The organism is Leptospira sarikeiensis, assembly GCF_004769615.1.
GTDB lineage: Bacteria > Spirochaetota > Leptospiria > Leptospirales > Leptospiraceae > Leptospira_B > Leptospira_B sarikeiensis.
Window position 1 is genome coordinate 15,992 of record NZ_RQGF01000004.1, and the last position, 18,477, is coordinate 34,468.

The 18,477-nt window shown below is 40.2% G+C and carries 19 protein-coding genes and 1 pseudogene; 18 read left to right on the forward strand and 2 right to left on the reverse strand.

Annotation, left to right across the window (positions count from 1 at the left end; translation table 11 throughout):
• The first annotated feature begins 32 nt into the window (after positions 1-32).
• The 7 genes from EHQ64_RS00440 (at position 33) to EHQ64_RS00470 (ending at position 5,098) form a co-directional block, all read left to right on the forward strand.
• Positions 33-956, forward strand: coding sequence for a glutathione S-transferase (locus tag EHQ64_RS00440; protein WP_135647493.1), 924 nt, complete (start codon positions 33-35; stop codon positions 954-956).
• Position 957: 1 nt separating this feature from the next.
• Positions 958-2,112, forward strand: coding sequence for a helix-turn-helix domain-containing protein (locus EHQ64_RS00445; protein ID WP_135647495.1), 1,155 nt, complete (start codon positions 958-960; stop codon positions 2,110-2,112).
• Positions 2,113-2,203: 91 nt separating this feature from the next.
• Positions 2,204-3,091: a YHYH protein gene (locus tag EHQ64_RS00450; RefSeq protein WP_135647496.1), complete on the forward strand. Its 888-nt coding sequence runs from the start codon at positions 2,204-2,206 to the stop codon at positions 3,089-3,091.
• A 12-nt stretch (positions 3,092-3,103) separates the two neighbouring features.
• Positions 3,104-3,655, forward strand: a complete 552-nt coding sequence (locus EHQ64_RS00455; protein WP_135647498.1) for a toxin-antitoxin system YwqK family antitoxin — start codon at positions 3,104-3,106, stop codon at positions 3,653-3,655.
• Positions 3,633-4,343, forward strand: a complete 711-nt coding sequence (locus EHQ64_RS00460) for an SCO family protein (RefSeq protein ID WP_135647500.1) — start codon at positions 3,633-3,635, stop codon at positions 4,341-4,343. Before EHQ64_RS00455 ends, EHQ64_RS00460 begins: the two co-directional genes overlap by 23 nt.
• A 153-nt stretch (positions 4,344-4,496) precedes the next feature.
• Entirely contained in the window at positions 4,497-4,703 is a 207-nt protein-coding gene (locus EHQ64_RS00465) for a hypothetical protein (RefSeq protein WP_135647502.1), read from the forward strand.
• Complete coding sequence (locus EHQ64_RS00470; protein WP_135647503.1) at positions 4,700-5,098, forward strand: type II toxin-antitoxin system VapC family toxin; 399 nt, start codon at positions 4,700-4,702, stop codon at positions 5,096-5,098. The genes EHQ64_RS00465 and EHQ64_RS00470 overlap by 4 nt, the downstream gene beginning before the upstream one ends.
• Before the next feature lie 56 nt (positions 5,099-5,154).
• Here EHQ64_RS00470 and EHQ64_RS00475 read toward each other — a convergent pair whose 3' ends face one another.
• Positions 5,155-5,994, reverse strand: coding sequence for an endonuclease/exonuclease/phosphatase family protein (locus EHQ64_RS00475; RefSeq protein ID WP_135647539.1), 840 nt, complete (start codon positions 5,992-5,994; stop codon positions 5,155-5,157).
• Between the two features lie 316 nt (positions 5,995-6,310).
• On the opposite strand from EHQ64_RS00475, the gene EHQ64_RS00480 reads away from it, so the two are divergent.
• The 10 genes from EHQ64_RS00480 (at position 6,311) to EHQ64_RS00525 (ending at position 16,645) form a co-directional block, all read left to right on the forward strand.
• Positions 6,311-6,817, forward strand: a complete 507-nt coding sequence (locus tag EHQ64_RS00480; protein ID WP_135647505.1) for a cytochrome c3 family protein — start codon at positions 6,311-6,313, stop codon at positions 6,815-6,817.
• 19 nt (positions 6,818-6,836) lie between these two features.
• Positions 6,837-9,899: a TAT-variant-translocated molybdopterin oxidoreductase gene (locus EHQ64_RS00485; RefSeq protein WP_135647507.1), complete on the forward strand. Its 3,063-nt coding sequence runs from the start codon at positions 6,837-6,839 to the stop codon at positions 9,897-9,899.
• A 26-nt stretch (positions 9,900-9,925) separates the two neighbouring features.
• Positions 9,926-11,293, forward strand: coding sequence for an NrfD/PsrC family molybdoenzyme membrane anchor subunit (gene nrfD, locus EHQ64_RS00490; protein WP_135647540.1), 1,368 nt, complete (start codon positions 9,926-9,928; stop codon positions 11,291-11,293).
• Positions 11,293-11,844, forward strand: a complete 552-nt coding sequence (locus EHQ64_RS00495; protein WP_135647509.1) for a DUF3341 domain-containing protein — start codon at positions 11,293-11,295, stop codon at positions 11,842-11,844. Before nrfD ends, EHQ64_RS00495 begins: the two co-directional genes overlap by 1 nt.
• 10 nt (positions 11,845-11,854) lie before the next feature.
• Entirely contained in the window at positions 11,855-12,460 is a 606-nt protein-coding gene (locus tag EHQ64_RS00500) for a c-type cytochrome (RefSeq protein WP_135647511.1), read from the forward strand.
• A complete protein-coding gene (locus EHQ64_RS00505) occupies positions 12,460-13,683 on the forward strand; it encodes a hypothetical protein (RefSeq protein WP_135647513.1) in 1,224 nt (407 codons plus the stop codon). Before EHQ64_RS00500 ends, EHQ64_RS00505 begins: the two co-directional genes overlap by 1 nt.
• A gap of 11 nt (positions 13,684-13,694) precedes the next feature.
• Positions 13,695-14,219: an Lsa16 family lipoprotein adhesin gene (locus EHQ64_RS00510; protein ID WP_135647515.1), complete on the forward strand. Its 525-nt coding sequence runs from the start codon at positions 13,695-13,697 to the stop codon at positions 14,217-14,219.
• Positions 14,220-14,375: 156 nt separating this feature from the next.
• The gene (locus EHQ64_RS00515; protein WP_135647517.1) at positions 14,376-14,786 is read left to right on the forward strand and encodes a hypothetical protein; all 411 of its coding nucleotides are present in this window, start codon (positions 14,376-14,378) and stop codon (positions 14,784-14,786) included.
• Positions 14,787-14,892: 106 nt separating this feature from the next.
• A complete protein-coding gene (locus tag EHQ64_RS00520; protein ID WP_425460375.1) occupies positions 14,893-15,723 on the forward strand; it encodes an Lp29 family lipoprotein in 831 nt (276 codons plus the stop codon).
• Positions 15,724-15,832: 109 nt separating this feature from the next.
• Positions 15,833-16,645 (forward strand): Lp29 family lipoprotein, encoded by an 813-nt coding sequence (locus EHQ64_RS00525; protein ID WP_135647519.1) that lies wholly within the window; start codon positions 15,833-15,835, stop codon positions 16,643-16,645.
• 37 nt (positions 16,646-16,682) lie between these two features.
• Here the strand turns inward: EHQ64_RS00525 and EHQ64_RS00530 are convergent.
• A pseudogene (locus EHQ64_RS00530) lies at positions 16,683-16,977 on the reverse strand (hypothetical protein).
• Positions 16,978-17,327: 350 nt separating this feature from the next.
• Between EHQ64_RS00530 and EHQ64_RS00535 the strand changes: the two are divergent.
• On the forward strand, positions 17,328-18,476 hold the full coding sequence (locus EHQ64_RS00535) for a DUF1577 domain-containing protein (RefSeq protein WP_135647521.1): 1,149 nt from the start codon (positions 17,328-17,330) through the stop codon (positions 18,474-18,476).
• Position 18,477 lies beyond the last annotated feature (1 nt).

Sequence of the window (18,477 nt, forward strand, 5' to 3'; positions counted from 1 at the left end):
AACTTTTATTAAATTTAATGACTTTATAATATATGGGATCTTCTGAAAAAATTATTCTTCATCATTATTCAGCTTCTCCCTATTCGGAAAAGGCCAGGCTATTTTTAGGATTTAAGAAGGTTTCCTGGTCCTCTGTGGTCATGCCTTCTATTCTTCCTAAACCCGATCTGATCCCATTAACCGGAGGATACAGAAGGGCGCCTGTCCTACAGATCGGATCAGATATATATTGTGATACTTCAAGTATATTAGAAAAACTTCATTCTATTTTTCCGGATCCTGCTATTTCTTCAGACCAAAATGCAGAAAGTGCTGAACTTATAGGGTATTTAGTCGATTCGGAAATTTTTGTGAAGGTCGCCAGATTCGTAATGGGATCTTATGCACAAAAACTTCCCCAAGATTTGGTCGATGATCGTGCAAAAATGCATCCGCATTATCCTTTTACTCGGGAGAATTTGGAAAAGGATGTGGAATACTTACATTTGCTTTTATCCAAATATCTTCCGAAATTCGGATCCATTCTCTCTTCAAATCGATATTTCGGTGGGGAAGTTCCGGCATATGCAGATTTTACGATCTATACTATATTCTGGTTTTTGAATACGATCCGTAAAATGAAGCCCTTGACCGGCGGAAGGGAAAATCTCCTGGCCTGGTTTTCTCGTATGAAAGAATTCGGACAAGAGGAATCGAGTTTGATCACGAGCGAAGACGCGTTGTTGATCTCGAAAAATTCGGAACCTTTGCCCATTTCAGATCCTGAAGTTTTAGATACCGGATTTAAAGAAGGGGATAAGGTCCTTGTTTCTCCTGAATTTTATGATCATGAGACAATTTCGGGTATCTTGCTTAGATCTACTTCTTCCGAGATTATATTGTCCTCCGAAAATGATCGGGTAGGAAAAGTGCATATTCATTTTCCTAGACTCGGATACGGTTTGCGTAAATCTTAATATGGTTCCGGCGATTCCGATTATCTCTTTAACGATCTGTATCTTCTCCAGTTTTTTGATCTTTACCAAGCAGCCGAGATATCGTTTCGATTCTATATATTCCATATTCGCTATATTTTTAGCATTTCCTCATTTAGGACATTTGTTGGTCCATAGATTTGAATGGGGGCCGGAATTTTTGGATTTTGCGATCCTATTCACTTATACGTACGGACCATTATTATTACTTTATATTAGAAATCTAACTACGGAAGGCAAAGTTTTTAGAAAAACAGATATATTTCATTTTCTTCCGTTCATCTGTTTGCAGCTTATTCTTTTTATAAAATTATTCTTTTTGGAAACTCCGGAGGAATTTTCTCCTCATGAATGGCATAGGCCGAGTAGAGGATTTCATCCGAATGGAGGTATACTTTCTATTTCCATGTTAGTGTATTCCATTTGGATTTTTGTTCTTTTAAATAGGCATAGAAAGAATATAGTAAATCATTTTTCGAATATAGATAGTATTAAGGATTTGAGATGGATGTATTGGAGCCTTGTTCTTTTCGGAGTCTCCACCTTGGTCCATTTTATTTTAGAAGGTTTACATTTTACGGATCTTCCTCCCGAAGCATATGATCCTAGAATAGTTCGAGGAACCGCAGTAATGTTGTTCTCCTCGTTTTTCTGCTGGTTTGGAGTTCGACAAACAGTTGTATACACTCATCGAGAACTAGATGCGTTTAAGGAAAGGTCTTTAGAAGAAGAGGAAATAGAAGAGCGTAAAAAATACGAAAAGTCCGGATTAAGAGAAGATATGGTCCCGGAATATCTTTCAAAGATTAGGGCCTATATGGAGTCTGAAAAACCTTATAAGGATTCAGAATTTTCTATCGATCTATTGTCCGAAAATACTGAAATTCCTAGATTCTATATTACACAAATCTTAAGTGAAACATTGGAAACAAATTTCTATAATTTTGTGAACGAATATAGGATTAAAGACATCAGTTCCGTATTAAAAAATCTCTCGGAAGAAAGGCCGAATTTCCTAAGATTAGCCCTTGAGTATGGGTTTAATTCCAAATCTACTTTCAATACTTCCTTTAAGAAAGTCACTGGAAAGACACCGACACAGTTTCTAGAAGAAATTTCCAAAGTTTCTTCCGGTTAAGATATAAAAATATGGTTCGAGCCGATTGGGACGGTCGAATTAAAGCGAAACATTTCGTAAATTATTCTGAACTACTAAGTTTGGAGTATTTATGCTTCGATTACGATATATATCGTTTACTCTTTTTGCGGCTCTCATCTGGAATTGCGATAGCTCGGGTGGAGGGACGGATCTTTCTGCCGCGGCGGTTTTATTAGGCGCTTCTCAGTGTACGCCTACGAGCAGCACTACAATGCCTACCACTCTTACGGATAATTCTTCCTGCCCAGGAGCAGTGAACGATGCGACCGATGACCTCGGATTTGGAGGTCCAACATGCGTAACTAGTATCGCAGCAGAGGCCCCTTGTTGGATAAAAGATAATTTTCACTGCGTGACCGTAACTGTGGAAGGCTCTAATTATGTGATCACCACGAATGATAAGCCTCCTCATAAAAGTTATTATTACGGTGGAGCTTCCGCTTATTACGAAGCAATGGACACTGGCGGAGGTTTTCATGGAAACCCGAATAGTATCATTTCTCAAAATATCACCATGACGATCCCGACTACTCCGACAGTTACGAATTGTACCCAATCGAATGCGGGAACCGATTCTGTAGGAGTTACTACATTAGGAGTTGTGATCTTCAATAACCAAGCGGCACCTGGAGATTCTTTCGCGACCGAATATTATACGATGGATCAATCCCAGGGCCATCCTCAGAACACTGGAAAGTATCATTATCATACGGAACCTTATAAAATCACGAGTGACGATAGTAATTTTATAGGGCTGATGTTGGACGGATTTCCGATTTATGGAAAGAAGAGCCAATCCGGATCTTATCCAACTTTGGATTCTACGACACATTCAACAGCATGTACTCCTACTCAGTTCCCTGACGGGACCTATTGTTATCATGTAGAAAACAATACAGGGTTGAACGGATATATAATAGGAAGTTACTTTAAGGGAACTCCAGGTTCTGTAGACTGATCGAGAGTTTGATTGAAATTTTTTATATTCCTATTTTGTATCTTTCTGACCGCTTGTGATCCGATCCGGATCGCAAGTGACGACCCTTTTGTTTCTAGGAATGGAAGGGTCGTTTTTTATAAGGGTGAGAAATTTCACGGACTTTTGGAATCTAAGTTTGAAGAATTAGAGATCATTAGGATCACTTCCTATAAAAACGGACTTCCGGATGGAGCCGAGAAGGAAATACACTCAAACGGTAAAGTTTTAGCAGAAAGGGAATTTTCAGAAGGCAAAAAAGTCGGAACTCATCTCGGCTGGTTTGTGGACGGAAAAAAACGTTTTCATAATGAATACTTGGACGGTCAATTTCATGGATCCCAATGGGAATGGAGAAATTCAGGATCCTTGTATTCTTATTCTAAATTCGATCATGGAAAAGTGATCGGAAAGAAGATGTGGAGAGAGAACGGACAGATCTATATGAATTTCGTCATTCATCAAGGAAGAGCATACGGAATGACAGGTGGAAAATTATGCAGCCAAGTCCGAGGAGACCAGGATGGAAATACGATCCAATTTTAAATTGTTTTGTTATCTATTGTTTCCTTGTTTTCTGATCTTCCAAGATTGTAAAAAAGATCCGCAAGAGGAGTATTCTAAGGAGATTACAAGTTTTTCGATCCCTCAAAAAGATAAACTTCCTCTTTACTTCGGAAAAGATCTACAGCCGGTTTGGGAACAGGAGAACACCGATCAGCCGAGAGTGATTTCTAAATTTATAATGAAGGATCAAGAAAATCAAAATGTATCCGAAGATTCCTGCAAGGGTAAGATTACGATTGTTTCTTTTTTCTTCACCCGTTGCGCTGGGATCTGTCCTACGATCACGAATAATCTGAGTGTTGTGCAAAAAGAATTCGGGTTAGATCCGAATGTGCAAATTTTATCTTTTTCTGCGACACCTGATCTGGATTCTCCTACTGTACTGAAGGAATATGGGGCTAAAAGAAAGATCCGCTATGAAAAATGGAAACTTCTGACCGGGAATCAAAAGGAAATTTATAATCTGGCTCGAGATTCCTTTAACGCGGATACTGCGATTCCCAAAGAAGACGCAAAGAAAAAGCTAACAGAAAACGATTTTTTACATTCCGATCATGTGTATCTGCTCGACCCCCAGCTCCGGTTGCGCGGGATTTATAATGGAAAAATGAGATCTTCGATTGAAGAGTTGAACTCTGATATCTCAGTTTTGAAAAAAGAATTATAATTTTAGAAAGATCGATTTGTAAGATCGAATTACAGTTCGTGTTAGTTCTGGAATTTAGAGTAATGCGCCTTTGGAATCAATATTCCGCTTATCCCTTATTGATTTGCTAAGAATCGCATTGACATATTCCAAAATTTTTATGTAATAAAGATCATGAAAATTAATCAAAGAATCAATCAAAAACCTCTTTCACTAGAAAAGAAATCAGGAAATGAGTTGGGACAAACCTCGGAAAAAAACCCCAAGAAAGAAAAATCTAATAATTCAAAAGTGAGAAAGCTCGGGATCTTAAAAGGCAAGGCAAGTTTCAAAATTTCCGAAGATTTTAAAATGAATATGGAAGAGTTTTTGGATCTGTGACCTATCTTCTGGATACACATACTCTTCTTTGGGTCTTATTTCAGCCGGAAAAACTATCTTATAGAGTCGCGACAACAATCTTAAATCGTAGAAATCGCATCTTTATCAGTAGTATTTCCCTATGGGAGATCTCACTAAAATTCTCCTTAAAAAAGTTAGAACTAAATGGTATTACCCCAGAGCAACTTCCAAGAAAGATCAGAGAATCCGGATTCGAGTTTATAAACGATTCTCCGGAAGTTTTTGCGAATTATTTTAAATTACCTGTTGTGAAACATTCGGATCCATTTGATCGATTTTTGATTTGGCAGGCTTTAAACTTCGGCTTGGTTTTCCTTACAAAAGATAGATATTTAGAAAATTACGATGCCCATGGCCTACAAATGCTTTGGTAGAATTAAATTCGATTTTTCACTTTGGAGTCGGCCCTTTACGGTTTCTTTCAATCAAATCATAACAAAAGATCCGCAGTGATCGGGCAATGATCCGAAAGACCTTTCTCCTCGATCGGATTTCCATCGAAATTCCCATCATCTGATCCGAATTTGATCTGTTTAAAACTACCTTCTTCCCAATGCAGATTTGTAATTAGATAATCTATAAATCCATCCTGGTGTTGCCAGCAGTCTGATTGTTGTTTGTAATTTGCGGACTTGAGCCTTAGATCTCCTTGTAAAATTCTCCAAAGATCGATCCGGCTCTCTAGGATTTCATTAAAATCCCCTAATAGAACGAATTTGCCCAAGTCCGGTAAAATTTTATGTAAGACCTGGATCTGCTCTTTTCTTTCCTTTTTATCTTTGGGAGAACGCCCTGCTTTTAAGTGAACGACTAAGACCGAGATCTTTTTATTTTCAAAAGCAAATTCTGCCAAAAGTCCTTTTCGAAGTCCTGGCCTAAGAGATAATTCTTCGATTTCCCGAATCGATGGCTGTCCTAATTCTTTTTTCCAGCAAAGGCCAACTTCCTGGGAATATCCACGAGTTATCGTTGCCCTGCAATCATATTCATTTATTATAATATGTTTTAAAGCTTCTTCATTTTCTATTTCTTGGAATCCGATGATATCCGGATGATTGGATAAGATTATTTTTTTCAGTTTTGAAAAGTCTTCTTCCGTTCTATGTTTTCTATCTTTAGGAGTTTTATACGAATCTCCAATCTCATCGTATAGAAAGTAGGAATTGAAGCTAGTGATCTTTAGCTTTTTTATGGGACTTTTCGCAATAATGGAAATTGTTACTAGGAAAGCGAAGGGAATTCCCAGAAATCGAAGCAGTGCGCGGTGCATCATTCTTTCCGAATTTGATATTTAGTTTCATATTGTAGAGAAGAACGAAAGTAGAATCCAGAAATTTTTACATAGATAAGAACGATCGTTCTGAACATAACCGCAATAAACTTAGGTTCTCTATTCATGAACTTTTACGTTATAAAAAGGGTCGAACTTAGTATAAAGTTACGCTTCTTAATTGATACTAAGTCTCAAAGAAAAATGCAAGAAATCGCCAAAGTAACCACGTTTTTACGCGTTTACTTGCAATTTTAACCTAAGCCAAAATCCTTGTTCCCAAACCTTATTTTGGAACCCACGGGACTTCTCACGAATGAATAAGAAAGCTTTGAAACTTTCGGTTCCGCTTATTGCTATTGCAGCAGTGGCTTACCTGATTTTTTCTCCCTCCAAATATGTAGGCTACTCTCCGGATCAGCCTATACCTTTTAACCACAAGATTCACGCAGGTGATAATAAGATAGATTGTCGTTATTGTCATACTGGTGTAGAAACAAGCGCTCACGCAACGGTTCCGAATACTTCAACTTGTATGAACTGTCACTCGCTTGTTGCAAAGAACAGCCCAGATATCAAATTTTTGAGCGAGAGTTATTCGAAGAACAAACCGATCGAGTGGGTGAAGATCCACGACCTTCCGGATCATGTTCAGTTCAATCACTCACGCCATATCTCAAGAGGCGTGGATTGTTCTCAATGCCACGGCAATGTCGCTGAAATGGTCAAGGTCAAGCAGGTAGCATCTCTGAACATGGGATACTGTATCAACTGCCACCGGGAGAACAACGCTCCTACCGACTGTTCCACCTGTCACAGATAATCAGGAGATAGCATAACAGATGGATAAAAAGAATTTCCAGAAAGAAAAGAAAGCTCACTGGCTCTCCCTCGAACTGAAAGATAACGATAAAGAAACGAAGGATCTAGCACGCTCTGAATTTTTCACTTCTCCGGATCCAGTCATTGCAAGGATTAAATCCGGCGAGTTCGATCGTAAAACCTTCTTAAAGTTGATGGGTGCGGGAGTCGCAATGACTTCCTTAAACTGCGTTCGCAAGCCTGTCGAAAAAATCGTTCCATATGTGGATCTGAAAACCGAAGAAGGAACTTTCGATTACGTAAAACACGGACATGCATATTACTATGCGACCGTATTTAACGGAACCGGATTTTTAGTAAGATGTAAAGACGGACGTCCTCTTAAATTAGAAGGAAACGAAGATCACCCTATTTCTCAAGGTGCTCTAGGCGCTTCCGGCCAAGCTGCTATTTTTGATCTTTATGATCCAGATAGAGCACAAGGCCCAGCTGCAATTTCCGGCGGAAAAGTAGAAGATCTTCAATGGTCCACATTGGATTCTAAAGTCCAAGAGGCTCTTGCAAAGAATAAAGGTAAAACTGTTATCGTAACAAGACCTTTAGATTCTCCTTCTACAAAAGCAATTATCGCTGACTTCTTAAAAGCAGTTGGTGGCGGAGAACATTTAGAGATCTCCATCACTTCTGTAGAAGACGCGATCTCCAAGGGACAGGTTGCTTCTTATGGAAAAGCCCTTGTTCCAAACTATAATTTCGAATTAGCGAATACGATCCTCTCTATCGATTGCGACTTCATGGGTGGATGGTTATCTCCTGAAGAGCATCAAAAAGATTTTGCGAAACGCAGAAACTTGAGAGACGGCGCTAAAGATCTGAATTACTTCATCGCTGCAGAATCCGTTCCTACTATGTCCGGATCTAACGCGGATCTAAGACTTCCGATCCGTCCTGGAGACCAAACTAAATTGGCTCTTGCGATCGCTGCAGGTCTTGGAGAATTAGGAGCAAATACTAAGGACGTTACTGGAACTTCTACTGTAGAAAGTCTCGCAAACGATCTTGGTGTTACTGCGGAAGGAATTCGAAAAACTGCTAAGGCTCTTTGGTCAAACAAAGGAAGATCTCTCGTGGTTGCGGGCGGTGTTTCTTCTGCTACTAAAGAAGCTGTAGATCTTCAAATCCTTGTAAACTTCTTAAACTCTACATTAGAAAACGACGGTAAGACCATCGATTACGCTTCTCCTAAAAAAGAAGGTTTAGCGGATTACTCCGGTAACCTGAAGAAGCTTCGTGAATCTTTAGACCAGCAGAAGGTAGGAGTTCTTTTTCTTTATGATACCAACTTGGTTTACCAAGCTGGAGAAACCTGGAAAAGTTCCCTTCATAACGCGGCTCTAACTGTAAGTCTTTCCGACAGAGCGGATGAGACTGCTCTTGCTTCCAATTATCTGGCTTCTACGACTCATTTCTTAGAGTCTTGGGGAGATTCGGAAGGAACTAAGGGAATTTTCTCGATCCAACAACCTGCGATCCGTCCTCTATTCAACACTCGTTCTTTCGAGGACAGCTTGATCGCTTTCGCAGGCGGATCACTCGGCGGAGAGAAGTTATTTTACGATTACGTAAAGAACTCTTGGACTAAAAAACTTGGTTCTAAACAGAAATGGGAAGAACTTCTAAGAGTTGGAACTACCGTAAGAGCGAAAGATCGCAGAAAAACTGCAAGTGCTACTCGTGGTTTCAACAAAGCTGCTCTGAAAAGACCTGCAAGTTATCCTGCAGGACTTCGTTTAGCTCTGTATGAGACTAGCTCTATCGGTGACGGTAAAGTTGCAAACAACTCTCTTCTACAAGAACTTCCGGACCCGGTAACTAAAGTTACTTGGGACAACTACGTAGTTATTTCTCCTGCATTAGCAAAAGAGAAAGGGATCCAATCCAACGACGTAGTTTCCGTAAAAACTACAAAAGGTTCTATCGAACTTCCTGCACAGGTTCAACCTGGAGTGCATAAGGATACGATCGGGATCGCTGTTGGTTACGGAAGAACTGCTGCTGGAAAAATAGGAAATGAAGTAGGTAAGAACGCGTATGTTCTGGCAGAAGATGGAGTATTCTCAGGGATCTCTATTACTTCTCTAGAAAAGACCGGCAAAACCTACAAACTTGCCTGCACCCAACATCACCACGTATTATCTCCTGGATTCGGATATGAGGATCGTCCTTTAGTTCAGTCCACTTCTCTGGAAGATTGGAAGAAAAATCCTGCTTCCGGTGTGAAGGAATCCGAAATTCCTAAAATCAAAAAAGACGGTAAGATGGTCTACGCAACCGGAGCCAATCCGGTTCACGAATACCCTGGCTATAAATGGGGTATGGCAATTGACCTGACTGCTTGTACCGGTTGCGGTTCTTGCGTCATCGCTTGCCAAGTAGAGAACAATATTCCTGTAGTAGGAAGAGACGAAGTAAGAGTGGGTCGCGAGATGCATTGGCTTCGTATCGACCGTTACTATATCGGCGACCCTGATAGACCTGAAGATCTTCAGATCGCTCACCAACCTATGATGTGCCAACAATGTGATAACGCTCCTTGCGAGACAGTTTGTCCGGTTGCTGCAACTGTTCATAGTTCGGAAGGGATCAACGACATGGTATATAACCGTTGCGTTGGAACTCGTTACTGCTCTAACAACTGTCCTTACAAAGTTCGTCGTTATAACTGGGCTCAACACTGGTATAACGAGACCGGAGCCGAAAAAGGATCCAGAACTCCAAGATATCTTGGACTCAATCCTGAAGTTACGGTTCGCGGTAGAGGGGTTATGGAAAAATGTAACTTCTGCGCTCACAAAATCGCAGAGGCGAAAATCCAAGCTAAGAACGAAGGTAGAACTCTTAAAGACGGAGAAGTTCGTTGTGCTTGTGAACAAAGCTGTGCAGCAGACGCGATCAGCTTCGGTAACACCAACGATAAGACTTCTAAGGTTGCCAAACTTAGTGCAGACCCTAGATCTTTCCGAGTTCTTGAGTATTTAAATGTCGGTCCCCAGGTCGCATATCTGACCAGGGTAAGAGCTTAATCCGGAGTAATTAAAGCGCTATGTCTATACCTAACGCAATCAAAGAAGCCCTGGATATCCAACCCTTAGTCACTGGCGGCAAGTCCGTCCGTGACGTAACCGAGGATATCCTAAGACCGGTAGAAGCTTTCCCCACTTCTCTGTGGTGGAAGGCATTCCTTCTGGCTCTTACCATTACTGTTATCGATTTAGGTATCATTGGATACCTGGTTTACGAAGGTCTTTATATCCTCGGGATTAACAATCCTGTAGGTTGGGGATTTTTCATCGTTAACTTCGTATTCTGGATCGGTATCGGTCACGCCGGAACTCTGATCTCTGCGGTTCTTTATCTGTTCCGCCAAGAGTGGAGAACCGGTATTAACCGTGCCGCAGAAGCGATGACGATCTTTGCAGTATTAACCGCAGCTTCCACCTTGATCATCCACATCGGACGACCTTGGATGGGATTCTGGTTATTCCCTTATCCGAATGAAAGAGGACCACTTTGGGTAAACTTCAGATCTCCTTTGATCTGGGATACTTTCGCGGTTTCCACTTACTTGAGTATCTCTCTCGTGTTCTGGTATATCGGTTTGATCCCGGATATCGCTGCAGTAAGAGATAGAGCTACAAGCCCTCTTCGTAGAAAAGTATATGATATTCTTTCCTTCGGATGGGTCGGATCCAATAAAGCATGGTCCCACTTAGAGACTGTTGCTATGATCCTCGCTGCACTTTCTACACCTCTGGTTCTTTCGGTGCACACGATCGTATCCTTCGACTTCGCGGTTTCCATCGTTCCTGGATGGCATACTACAATCTTCCCTCCATACTTCGTTGCCGGTGCGATCTTCTCCGGATTCGCGATGGTGGTCACTCTAATGGTGATCGCAAGGGAAGTCTTCCAGCTGAAAGATTATATCACTATGAAACACTTGGAGAACATGAACAAGGTGATCATGGTCACCGGTTTGATCGTGGGTCTTGCTTACTCCACAGAGTTCTTCATGGCATGGTATTCCGGAAACGAATACGAAGGATTTACTTTCGTAAACAGAGCTTTCGGTCCTTACGGTTGGGCTTACTTCATCATGTTTAGCTGTAACGTATTTGCACCTCAGGTTTTCTGGTCCAAAAAACTCAGAAACAATATCCCTGTGATGTTCATCGTTTCCATCATCGTTAACATCGGGATGTGGTTCGAACGTTTCGTGATCGTAATGACATTACACGCGGACTTCTTACCTTCCAGCTGGGATAAATACATTCCAACAGTTTACGACTTCATGATGTTACTCGGAACCTTCGGTATCTTCTTCACAATGTTCCTTCTCTTCTGTAGATTATTGCCGGTTGTGGCGATCGCCGAAGTGAAAACGGTAATGCCTCATAAAGACGGAGGTCATCATTAATGTATTCTCCTAAAAAAGAACAATTCCATTCTTTCCAAGAGACAGAGCACGGAGTATTCGGGTTATTCGATACTCCTGCGCAGATCATAGACGCGGCTCAAAAAACAAAGGAGAAGGGTTACACCAACTTCGATTGTTTTACTCCGTATCCTGTCCACGGATTGGATGATGCGATGGGACTTGCTCGTTCCGGACTTCCTTGGGTGACCTTTTTCATGGGTCTTTTTGGATGTATTACCGGTTTCTCCATGCAGTATTTAACTCATAAATACGATTGGCCGATCAATATTTCCGGAAAAAGTTTCAACGCTTGGTTTGCATATATTCCAATCACATTCGAGTTTACAGTGTTCATGGCTGGACTTTCTACTGCTGCAGCTTTGTTCTTCCTTGCTAAACTTCCAAGAACCGGACGCAAAGTTTTGCATCCGGATATCACCTCGGACAAATTCGCTCTTTGGATCCCTTCCAACTCTGCGAATTATTCCGAAGGTTCAGTGACCGACTTTATCAAAGGCCTCGGCTCTAAACATGTCGAGACGGTGAAATAGGAGAACCTTGATGATTTCACTGCAAAGAATTTTTGCTCTTTCTCTCGCAGGTTTGATCCTATGGAACTGCGAGTCTAAGACTCCTCCTATGGAGTATATGCCTGACATGGCGGATTCTCCAGCAAGAGAGGCACAGGAAGCGGATGCGAATTTTCCGAACAATACTTCCTTACGCCTTCCTCCTGTAGGAGCAGTTCCTCAGGGATATTTCCCTTACGAGTATGCTGGTTGGACTCAGAGTTTGGATGCTCTTCCAAATAAAGGTTTAGCTAATCCTCTAAAAGGTGATTTGGCTACCCTTCAAAAAGGAGAGATCAAATACCAAACCTATTGTAGCCCTTGCCACGGAGTGAGAGGACTTGGAAACGGAACCGTAGTAGGTCCCGCTCCTCGTTTGAACATGGCTCAATCCGATGGAAGCCCGATGGCTGCTCTTACTTCTGCATCTGCAAAAGGTTATTCCGACGGACAGATCTATCATATCATCACTGAAGGAAAGGGAGCGATGAAAAGTTACGCTTCTCAAGTTCCTTCCGAAGATCGTTGGAAAATCATATTATATGTTCGTAAACTACAAGAATACGACAATAAGACCAATAGAACGGCTGGTAAATAATGGAAGTTAAGGTAGAACAAAACCTAATCAACTTTAAACTGGATTCCAAAACCAGAAACGCTCTGGTCGGGATGATCCTGGTAGGTTTAGCAAGCCTAGGGTTTGCGGCCTTTGGTCTTGGACATGAAAACCTTCGTCATGAAGGTGGCCATTCCAATCCTGTTTGGTCCGCATATCTTGTGGGAGCATTCTTCATTTTAGGGATTACTCTCACTGGGATCTTTTTCACATCTTTAGCTCATATTACGGGAGCTCATTGGCCTGTAACTCTTCGTAGAATTTCCGAAACATACGGATTATTCGTACCTGTGGCTGCAGTTTTACTTCTGGTCCTGATCTTAGGATCTCATGATCTATATGAGTGGACTCACGCTGAAGTAGTAGAAGCAGATAAACTCTTAAAACATAAGAAACCATTATTAAACATTGGGTTCTTCACCGGAATGGTGATCGTTTTAGGCGCTGCTTGGTCTACTTTCGGATATATTTTCCATAAAAAATCCGTAACTCAGGATAGCGACAAAGACGTTAAGCATACACAATTCAATGCGAAGTTAGCCGGAGGATATATCATCTTCTTCGCGCTTTCCTTCTCTTTGGTTTCGATCATGCTGATCATGTCTTTGACTCCTCACTGGTTCTCTACTATGTTCGGAGTGTATTGTTTCGCAGGAGCTTATCAGGCGGCACTTTCTTCCTTTGTGATCATGTCCTATTACCTCAAGAAACGAGGGTTCTTAGGAAATTTGGTTAACGAAAACCATATCCATGACTTAGGAAAATTCATGCTCGGATTTACAGTATTCTGGGCTTATGTAGGTTTCTCTCAGTTCATGTTGATCTGGTATGCTTCCATTCCGGAAGAAACTTTCTTCTACGAACAAAGACTTACCGGCGGATGGCAATACCTAACTCTGGCATTACCTGCGATCAAATTTGCGGTTCCGTTCTTGTTATTGCTAAATCGTCCGAACAAAAGAGATATCGATTTCTTAGTAAAAGTGGCTGTTTGGGTCCTTTTCACTCAAGCGACTGAAATTTTCTGGTTAGTATATCCTGCGAATTTCGTGGATTTCTCTTTCGGAGGATACCTTGCATCTTTAGGATCCGTAGTAGGAGTGATCGGTTTATTCGCTCTTGTAGTTCTGAAAAGATTGGAAAAAGCGCCTTTGATTCCGGTCGGAGATCCTAGATTAGAAGATTGTCTCCACCATCATCAATAAGGAAAGGGATCATGAGAAAATTAGCATTAAATATTACGATCCTTGGAATTGCGGCTCTCATGTTGGGAGCTTGCTCCAATACCGCTCAAGTGGTAGGGAATATTAATTGTCCTACTTTAGAAAAAGGTAAATTAGATCCGAAAGTTGGAGTTCTTTCCGACGATCAATCTAACTCGGTTATTGTGGAATCTTTACCTGTAGGTGCAGTAGTAAAGGTTTACGATTACAGAAACCACTACTATATAGCTAAAAAACTAGTTCGTATCAAAACCGAAAAGAATGAAGGTTGGGTCGATCCGGTTTGTTTGGTAGTAGCTCAAAATCCTGATAATTCAGTTTTCAAATGGGCTTATCGCTCAGATTACAAACCTTTCTTGGATAGAGAAGATAGAGACAGATACAATCATAAAAACGATCCGAATGCTGGCCCGAATACAAAAGGGAATTCTGCAGACGGATACGAATACGATGTGTATCGTAATCTTCCTAAAGACAAGGTTCCGCTTGCGGATCTTGCTCCGGAGCTGAAAAAGTAAAAGATTAAAGTTCTTTTATCCGTTTCAAAATTCACAAAACCCCCTCCGAATCTGATTCGTTGGGGGATTTTTTTTGCCAAAATTTTTGAAAAGGTTTGGATCTTTCCAGGTAATAGGAATTCTTTTAGAAGTTCTTAAGTTTTAAAAGGAGAAAGGATGAATCGACCGAATCTGATCCATAAGATAGCCAGGGGAATCCTATTCTTCTTTTTTTCTGCATCGATTCTTTTTCATATTTCTGTTCTTTCAGGATTGGTTCCATATTCGATCGTTTGGGGAGGAAGAGTTCACGACCCGGAGTCGATGGTTCTTCTTGAAACGCTATCTCTAGTTTTGAATTCTATTTTTTTAATCATTCTACTTGGAGAAGCAAATCTGATCCGTCTTCCAATCCCTATGGTTGGGATCCGTGGATTGTTATGGATTATGGTTTTAATTTTTAGCTTAAATACCGTCGGAAATATATATTCGGAGAACGTGACTGAACAGATTGTTTTTACTCCCGTGACTATTATAATTGCATTATGCTGTTTGGTGTTAGCTTCCGGAAAAAGACATACTGTTTAAAGTTATTTTGATGGATTCCGGCTAACTTAGACCGGATCTCAATTTTTATTCTTTTAAAAATTTCCCCTTACCGATTTGTTGTCTGCAAATCCAAGGGGAACCGTTGATGATAAATATTAAAATATTCAGAATTTCTCAAGTATGCTCATTTATCCTAATTGGGGTATTGTTCATCGGTTGTAACACTCATTATTTTCTGAAATCCTCAGATCCGGCCATTACGCTGCCAGTAACTTTAAAGAAACCTGTGAAAATCGCATACATCGGGTTTGTTCCATTCAAATCTTATCTTTCTGCTTCTTATGGTAGAAGTAGGACTTATACCGCAGTTATCGACCAATCGAACCGCCTAGTGTTGTCGGAAGGGATCGCAACTCCTGCTTATAAATTAAAAGCCAACGGTTTGCGTAAGGATATTCCAAAAGAGAAAGTGATCAAGTTTGTAGCAGACTATCTTGAGATCACTAAAAAGTCGGGAACTGAAGAAATTATTCATGTGGTCGAAGCCGTTAAAGACGGTGGGAAAACCGCAGACGGAAAAGATACTTATACTCCTCAATTAAAGAATTTAGATGTGGATTATTATGTGGTTGGGAATTTATCTCCGGCTTTACAGAGTTCAAATTTTATAACAGTTTTTCCTCATCTGTTCAGTACATTATTTTCGGTAGTGTCCCTTGGAATTTTTCCTTCGTTCCAATGGGGAAATGCGAAAATGGAAGTCAAAGTATATGATAAAAACTTAAATCAAGTTTGGGAAAAGGAATATGACGCGTCCTATACTGTTTTACGAGCATTATGGGCCCCTTCGTATCCAAAAGAATGCGAAGGAGGGGCTTGCGGATTACAGCAGTCCGGAGCTGTTCCTGGATTAGTGTATAAGGATTTAATTCCTCAGGTTGAATCTGATCTTTCCGGTTTTTTGGCAGACAAATAGATATAGACTACCATGAGGTTTTTTAAAACCTCATGGTAGAGTGAATTCGAAAATTTTTTTACTAAATAATAGTAGCAAAATCTGGAAAGTTTGTTCAAATTTCCGACAAATGGTTTTCAGGATCAGTTTTCTAATAACAGTTCTTATATTATTCATTTCCTGCGCTTCTAGATATTCGCTAAGCCAAACTACTGAAGTAGGAACTCCTACTAAGTTAACCAAAAAATTCAGGATCGCGTATTTGGGATTTAATACGTTTAAATCCACAAAATTAAAAAACCCGGACGGGACTGTTGATTTTGAGGCATTATCCGATCCGTATTCCAGAACGATCAAAGATCCGATTGGAGGAAGTTTTCCGATCCAGGGTGAAAATAAGCCGAATGGGATCCGAAAAGATTTGGATCCGGAGAAAGTTTCCAAATTTGTAAAATCTTTCTTAGAAGTCACCGGGCCGACAGGTATTAAGGAATTGGAGAAGTTTTTAGAGATCTCTAAATCGGGAGAAAATTATATCTACTCATTTAAAAATTTGCCCTACGACTATTATATCATGGGACTTCATTATCCTGTTTTTGAAAAAACAAGAAATGTGGGTTTGAATTTTGTGACCATATTTTCCAGCTTATTCAGCGTCGCTACATTAGGTATTTTACCTTCTTATGAAGCATATACTGCAAATACCAAAGTGATCGTGTATGATAAAAATCTAAATCCGATAAAAGAACTGATCTACGATAATAATTATTCAGTATGGAGAGCATTATGGGTATCCCCTAATCCTAAAGAATGTGGGATAGGAAGTCTAGAATGTTTAGGAATGTTTAGTCCGACTGTCGGGACGAACCCTGCTATGGTATTCGAAGCAAGCTCATATAAGATTAGCGCGGATCTAGGTGATTTGATCAATACTCTTAAATGAGAAAAGACACCCGGGGATCTCTCCCCGGGATGCGAAGCTATTTAGCGAGAAGGGATGCTTGTAAATTCTTCTGAGGGATAGGAGAATTTAAAATGCCAGTAAAACAAATCTTGTAATTGGTCGCAGAAGGACAGCTTGCAGTTCCTCCGATCTTACAGCCCAATTTTTCACATTTTTTTTCGATTCTCGGAAGTATCCGATCCTGAATAACCGCAGTAGTCTCTGCAGATCGTTCCGGATCCAGAACCGCAGAAGTAACAACCGTCTGCGGAAAGTTCGTAGAATGATTGGATCGATAGAATAAATAGAAGGACTAAAATTAGCTTTTTCATTATCTTTCGATTTATAAATAATTTATTTCCAAAATGAAATATAGTCAAGATATTAATTATCGAATGGACTTACGTTAGTATTTGATTAGATATCAAATGAAATAGCGACCGAGAGTCGGTTAGTGACCCTTTTCTTCGGAAAAGCTCCTATTTTTTTAGTAACTCCCCAATTTTGGGGATAATTTGTATCCTAAATCGGCCCCTAACGGATGGAGACCGGTCAAAATATTCTTTCCTGAGCTCGGTATTTTGTCCTAAAAAAACAAAAACGAGAGACATTCTTTGCTCTAATTGTGAATCAGTTATTTCAAAAGAAACAATTCGCTTATTAATTACCGTCTACTCAGATTATGCAATATTTCGAAAAGAATCCTCGGGCTTTGGACTATATCAGTTCTAAGGACCAAAAAAAACACGTAATTACTAAATATCTCTTAGATCAGGAACTCACTTTCAAGGTAGATCCTTTTGATAAAAAAGCAATCATCAAAAAATACATGGAAGAGGATGAAAAAGTCCTGATCCAAGTCCCGGAAGGTTTGGATGAGAGCGGAGACAAGAAGGTCTCTCTATATAAGATCTTAGCTAAATTTATAGAGTTAGATTGCCTCTTACTTCAGAAAATAGAAAAGGGCCTTTATCTTCTTAAGGTGGAACGGTTGGCGATCGCGAAAATGAATCGTGAAGCTCCGAGGATTGTAGTGCCGAACGGCAAAACTTTTGTGACTAATGTGATTTCTTCCAAAACGGTAATCGATGCGAATATGTTCAATATTCCTACCCTTGTAAAAGTCAACTTCGAGGATTATAAAAATCGTTTAAAGAAGAATAGTTCGGATAATATAGTAATCGATGCTTTTAAACCCGGTTTGGATAGGAAATTCGAGATCGTAAAACGAACCCGTAAATCCTTACTCTTAGAAGATACTCAAAATACAGAGTCCTATTCTACTGCCATGGATCCTGATCGATTGAATTATACCAAAGAGATCGATGACGATATCGGTACTGTTGTCCGCAAGTTTAAGGACCAAAAGATCATTTCGGAACTTATTCGGCCGATCATTTATAAAAATCATTCTAATGAGATGATCCCGATCGGATATATTTGGATCCAAAGTAAGGATAAAAAACTAAGCTCTGAGTATCTTGCCGAGCTTGGAAAACTTTCTAAAGAAGTTGTAGATCGGATCAAAGAATCTAATACGATCAAAACTACGGAAAGATTTAGGGTTTTAGATGCGTCTGCAAAAGGGATCAAGGTAAAGATCCATGATCCGAATTTGATAGATACATTACCAAAACAGGAAGATTTTGTGTTTGATGTCTTATTTAAAATGCAGGCTCCTCTTACCGTTTCCGGAACGATCCGTTGGTGGAGTAAGGATGAGGACGGGCATTTGGTCTTAGGACTAGAGTTTAAGAGTAAGTCGGATAACCCTGGGGAAAGGGAAAGGTATATTAAAAATTTAGAATTAATGCAGAAAGGAGCACTTTGAT

What these genes read in the sequence shown, in the direction of transcription:
- EHQ64_RS00440 (WP_135647493.1), top strand. Translation starts at nt 33, where the DNA reads ATGGGATCTTCTGAAAAAATTATTCTTCATCATTATTCAGCTTCTCCC.
- EHQ64_RS00445 (WP_135647495.1), top strand. Translation starts at nt 958, where the DNA reads ATGGTTCCGGCGATTCCGATTATCTCTTTAACGATCTGTATCTTCTCC.
- EHQ64_RS00450 (WP_135647496.1), top strand. Translation starts at nt 2,204, where the DNA reads ATGCTTCGATTACGATATATATCGTTTACTCTTTTTGCGGCTCTCATC.
- EHQ64_RS00460 (WP_135647500.1), top strand. Translation starts at nt 3,633, where the DNA reads ATGGAAATACGATCCAATTTTAAATTGTTTTGTTATCTATTGTTTCCT.
- EHQ64_RS00465 (WP_135647502.1), top strand. Translation starts at nt 4,497, where the DNA reads ATGAAAATTAATCAAAGAATCAATCAAAAACCTCTTTCACTAGAAAAG.
- EHQ64_RS00475 (WP_135647539.1), bottom strand. Translation starts at nt 5,994, where the DNA reads ATGCACCGCGCACTGCTTCGATTTCTGGGAATTCCCTTCGCTTTCCTA.
- EHQ64_RS00480 (WP_135647505.1), top strand. Translation starts at nt 6,311, where the DNA reads ATGAATAAGAAAGCTTTGAAACTTTCGGTTCCGCTTATTGCTATTGCA.
- EHQ64_RS00485 (WP_135647507.1), top strand. Translation starts at nt 6,837, where the DNA reads ATGGATAAAAAGAATTTCCAGAAAGAAAAGAAAGCTCACTGGCTCTCC.
- EHQ64_RS00495 (WP_135647509.1), top strand. Translation starts at nt 11,293, where the DNA reads ATGTATTCTCCTAAAAAAGAACAATTCCATTCTTTCCAAGAGACAGAG.
- EHQ64_RS00500 (WP_135647511.1), top strand. Translation starts at nt 11,855, where the DNA reads ATGATTTCACTGCAAAGAATTTTTGCTCTTTCTCTCGCAGGTTTGATC.
- EHQ64_RS00505 (WP_135647513.1), top strand. Translation starts at nt 12,460, where the DNA reads ATGGAAGTTAAGGTAGAACAAAACCTAATCAACTTTAAACTGGATTCC.
- EHQ64_RS00510 (WP_135647515.1), top strand. Translation starts at nt 13,695, where the DNA reads ATGAGAAAATTAGCATTAAATATTACGATCCTTGGAATTGCGGCTCTC.
- EHQ64_RS00515 (WP_135647517.1), top strand. Translation starts at nt 14,376, where the DNA reads ATGAATCGACCGAATCTGATCCATAAGATAGCCAGGGGAATCCTATTC.
- EHQ64_RS00520 (WP_425460375.1), top strand. Translation starts at nt 14,893, where the DNA reads ATGATAAATATTAAAATATTCAGAATTTCTCAAGTATGCTCATTTATC.
- EHQ64_RS00525 (WP_135647519.1), top strand. Translation starts at nt 15,833, where the DNA reads ATGGTTTTCAGGATCAGTTTTCTAATAACAGTTCTTATATTATTCATT.
- EHQ64_RS00535 (WP_135647521.1), top strand. Translation starts at nt 17,328, where the DNA reads ATGCAATATTTCGAAAAGAATCCTCGGGCTTTGGACTATATCAGTTCT.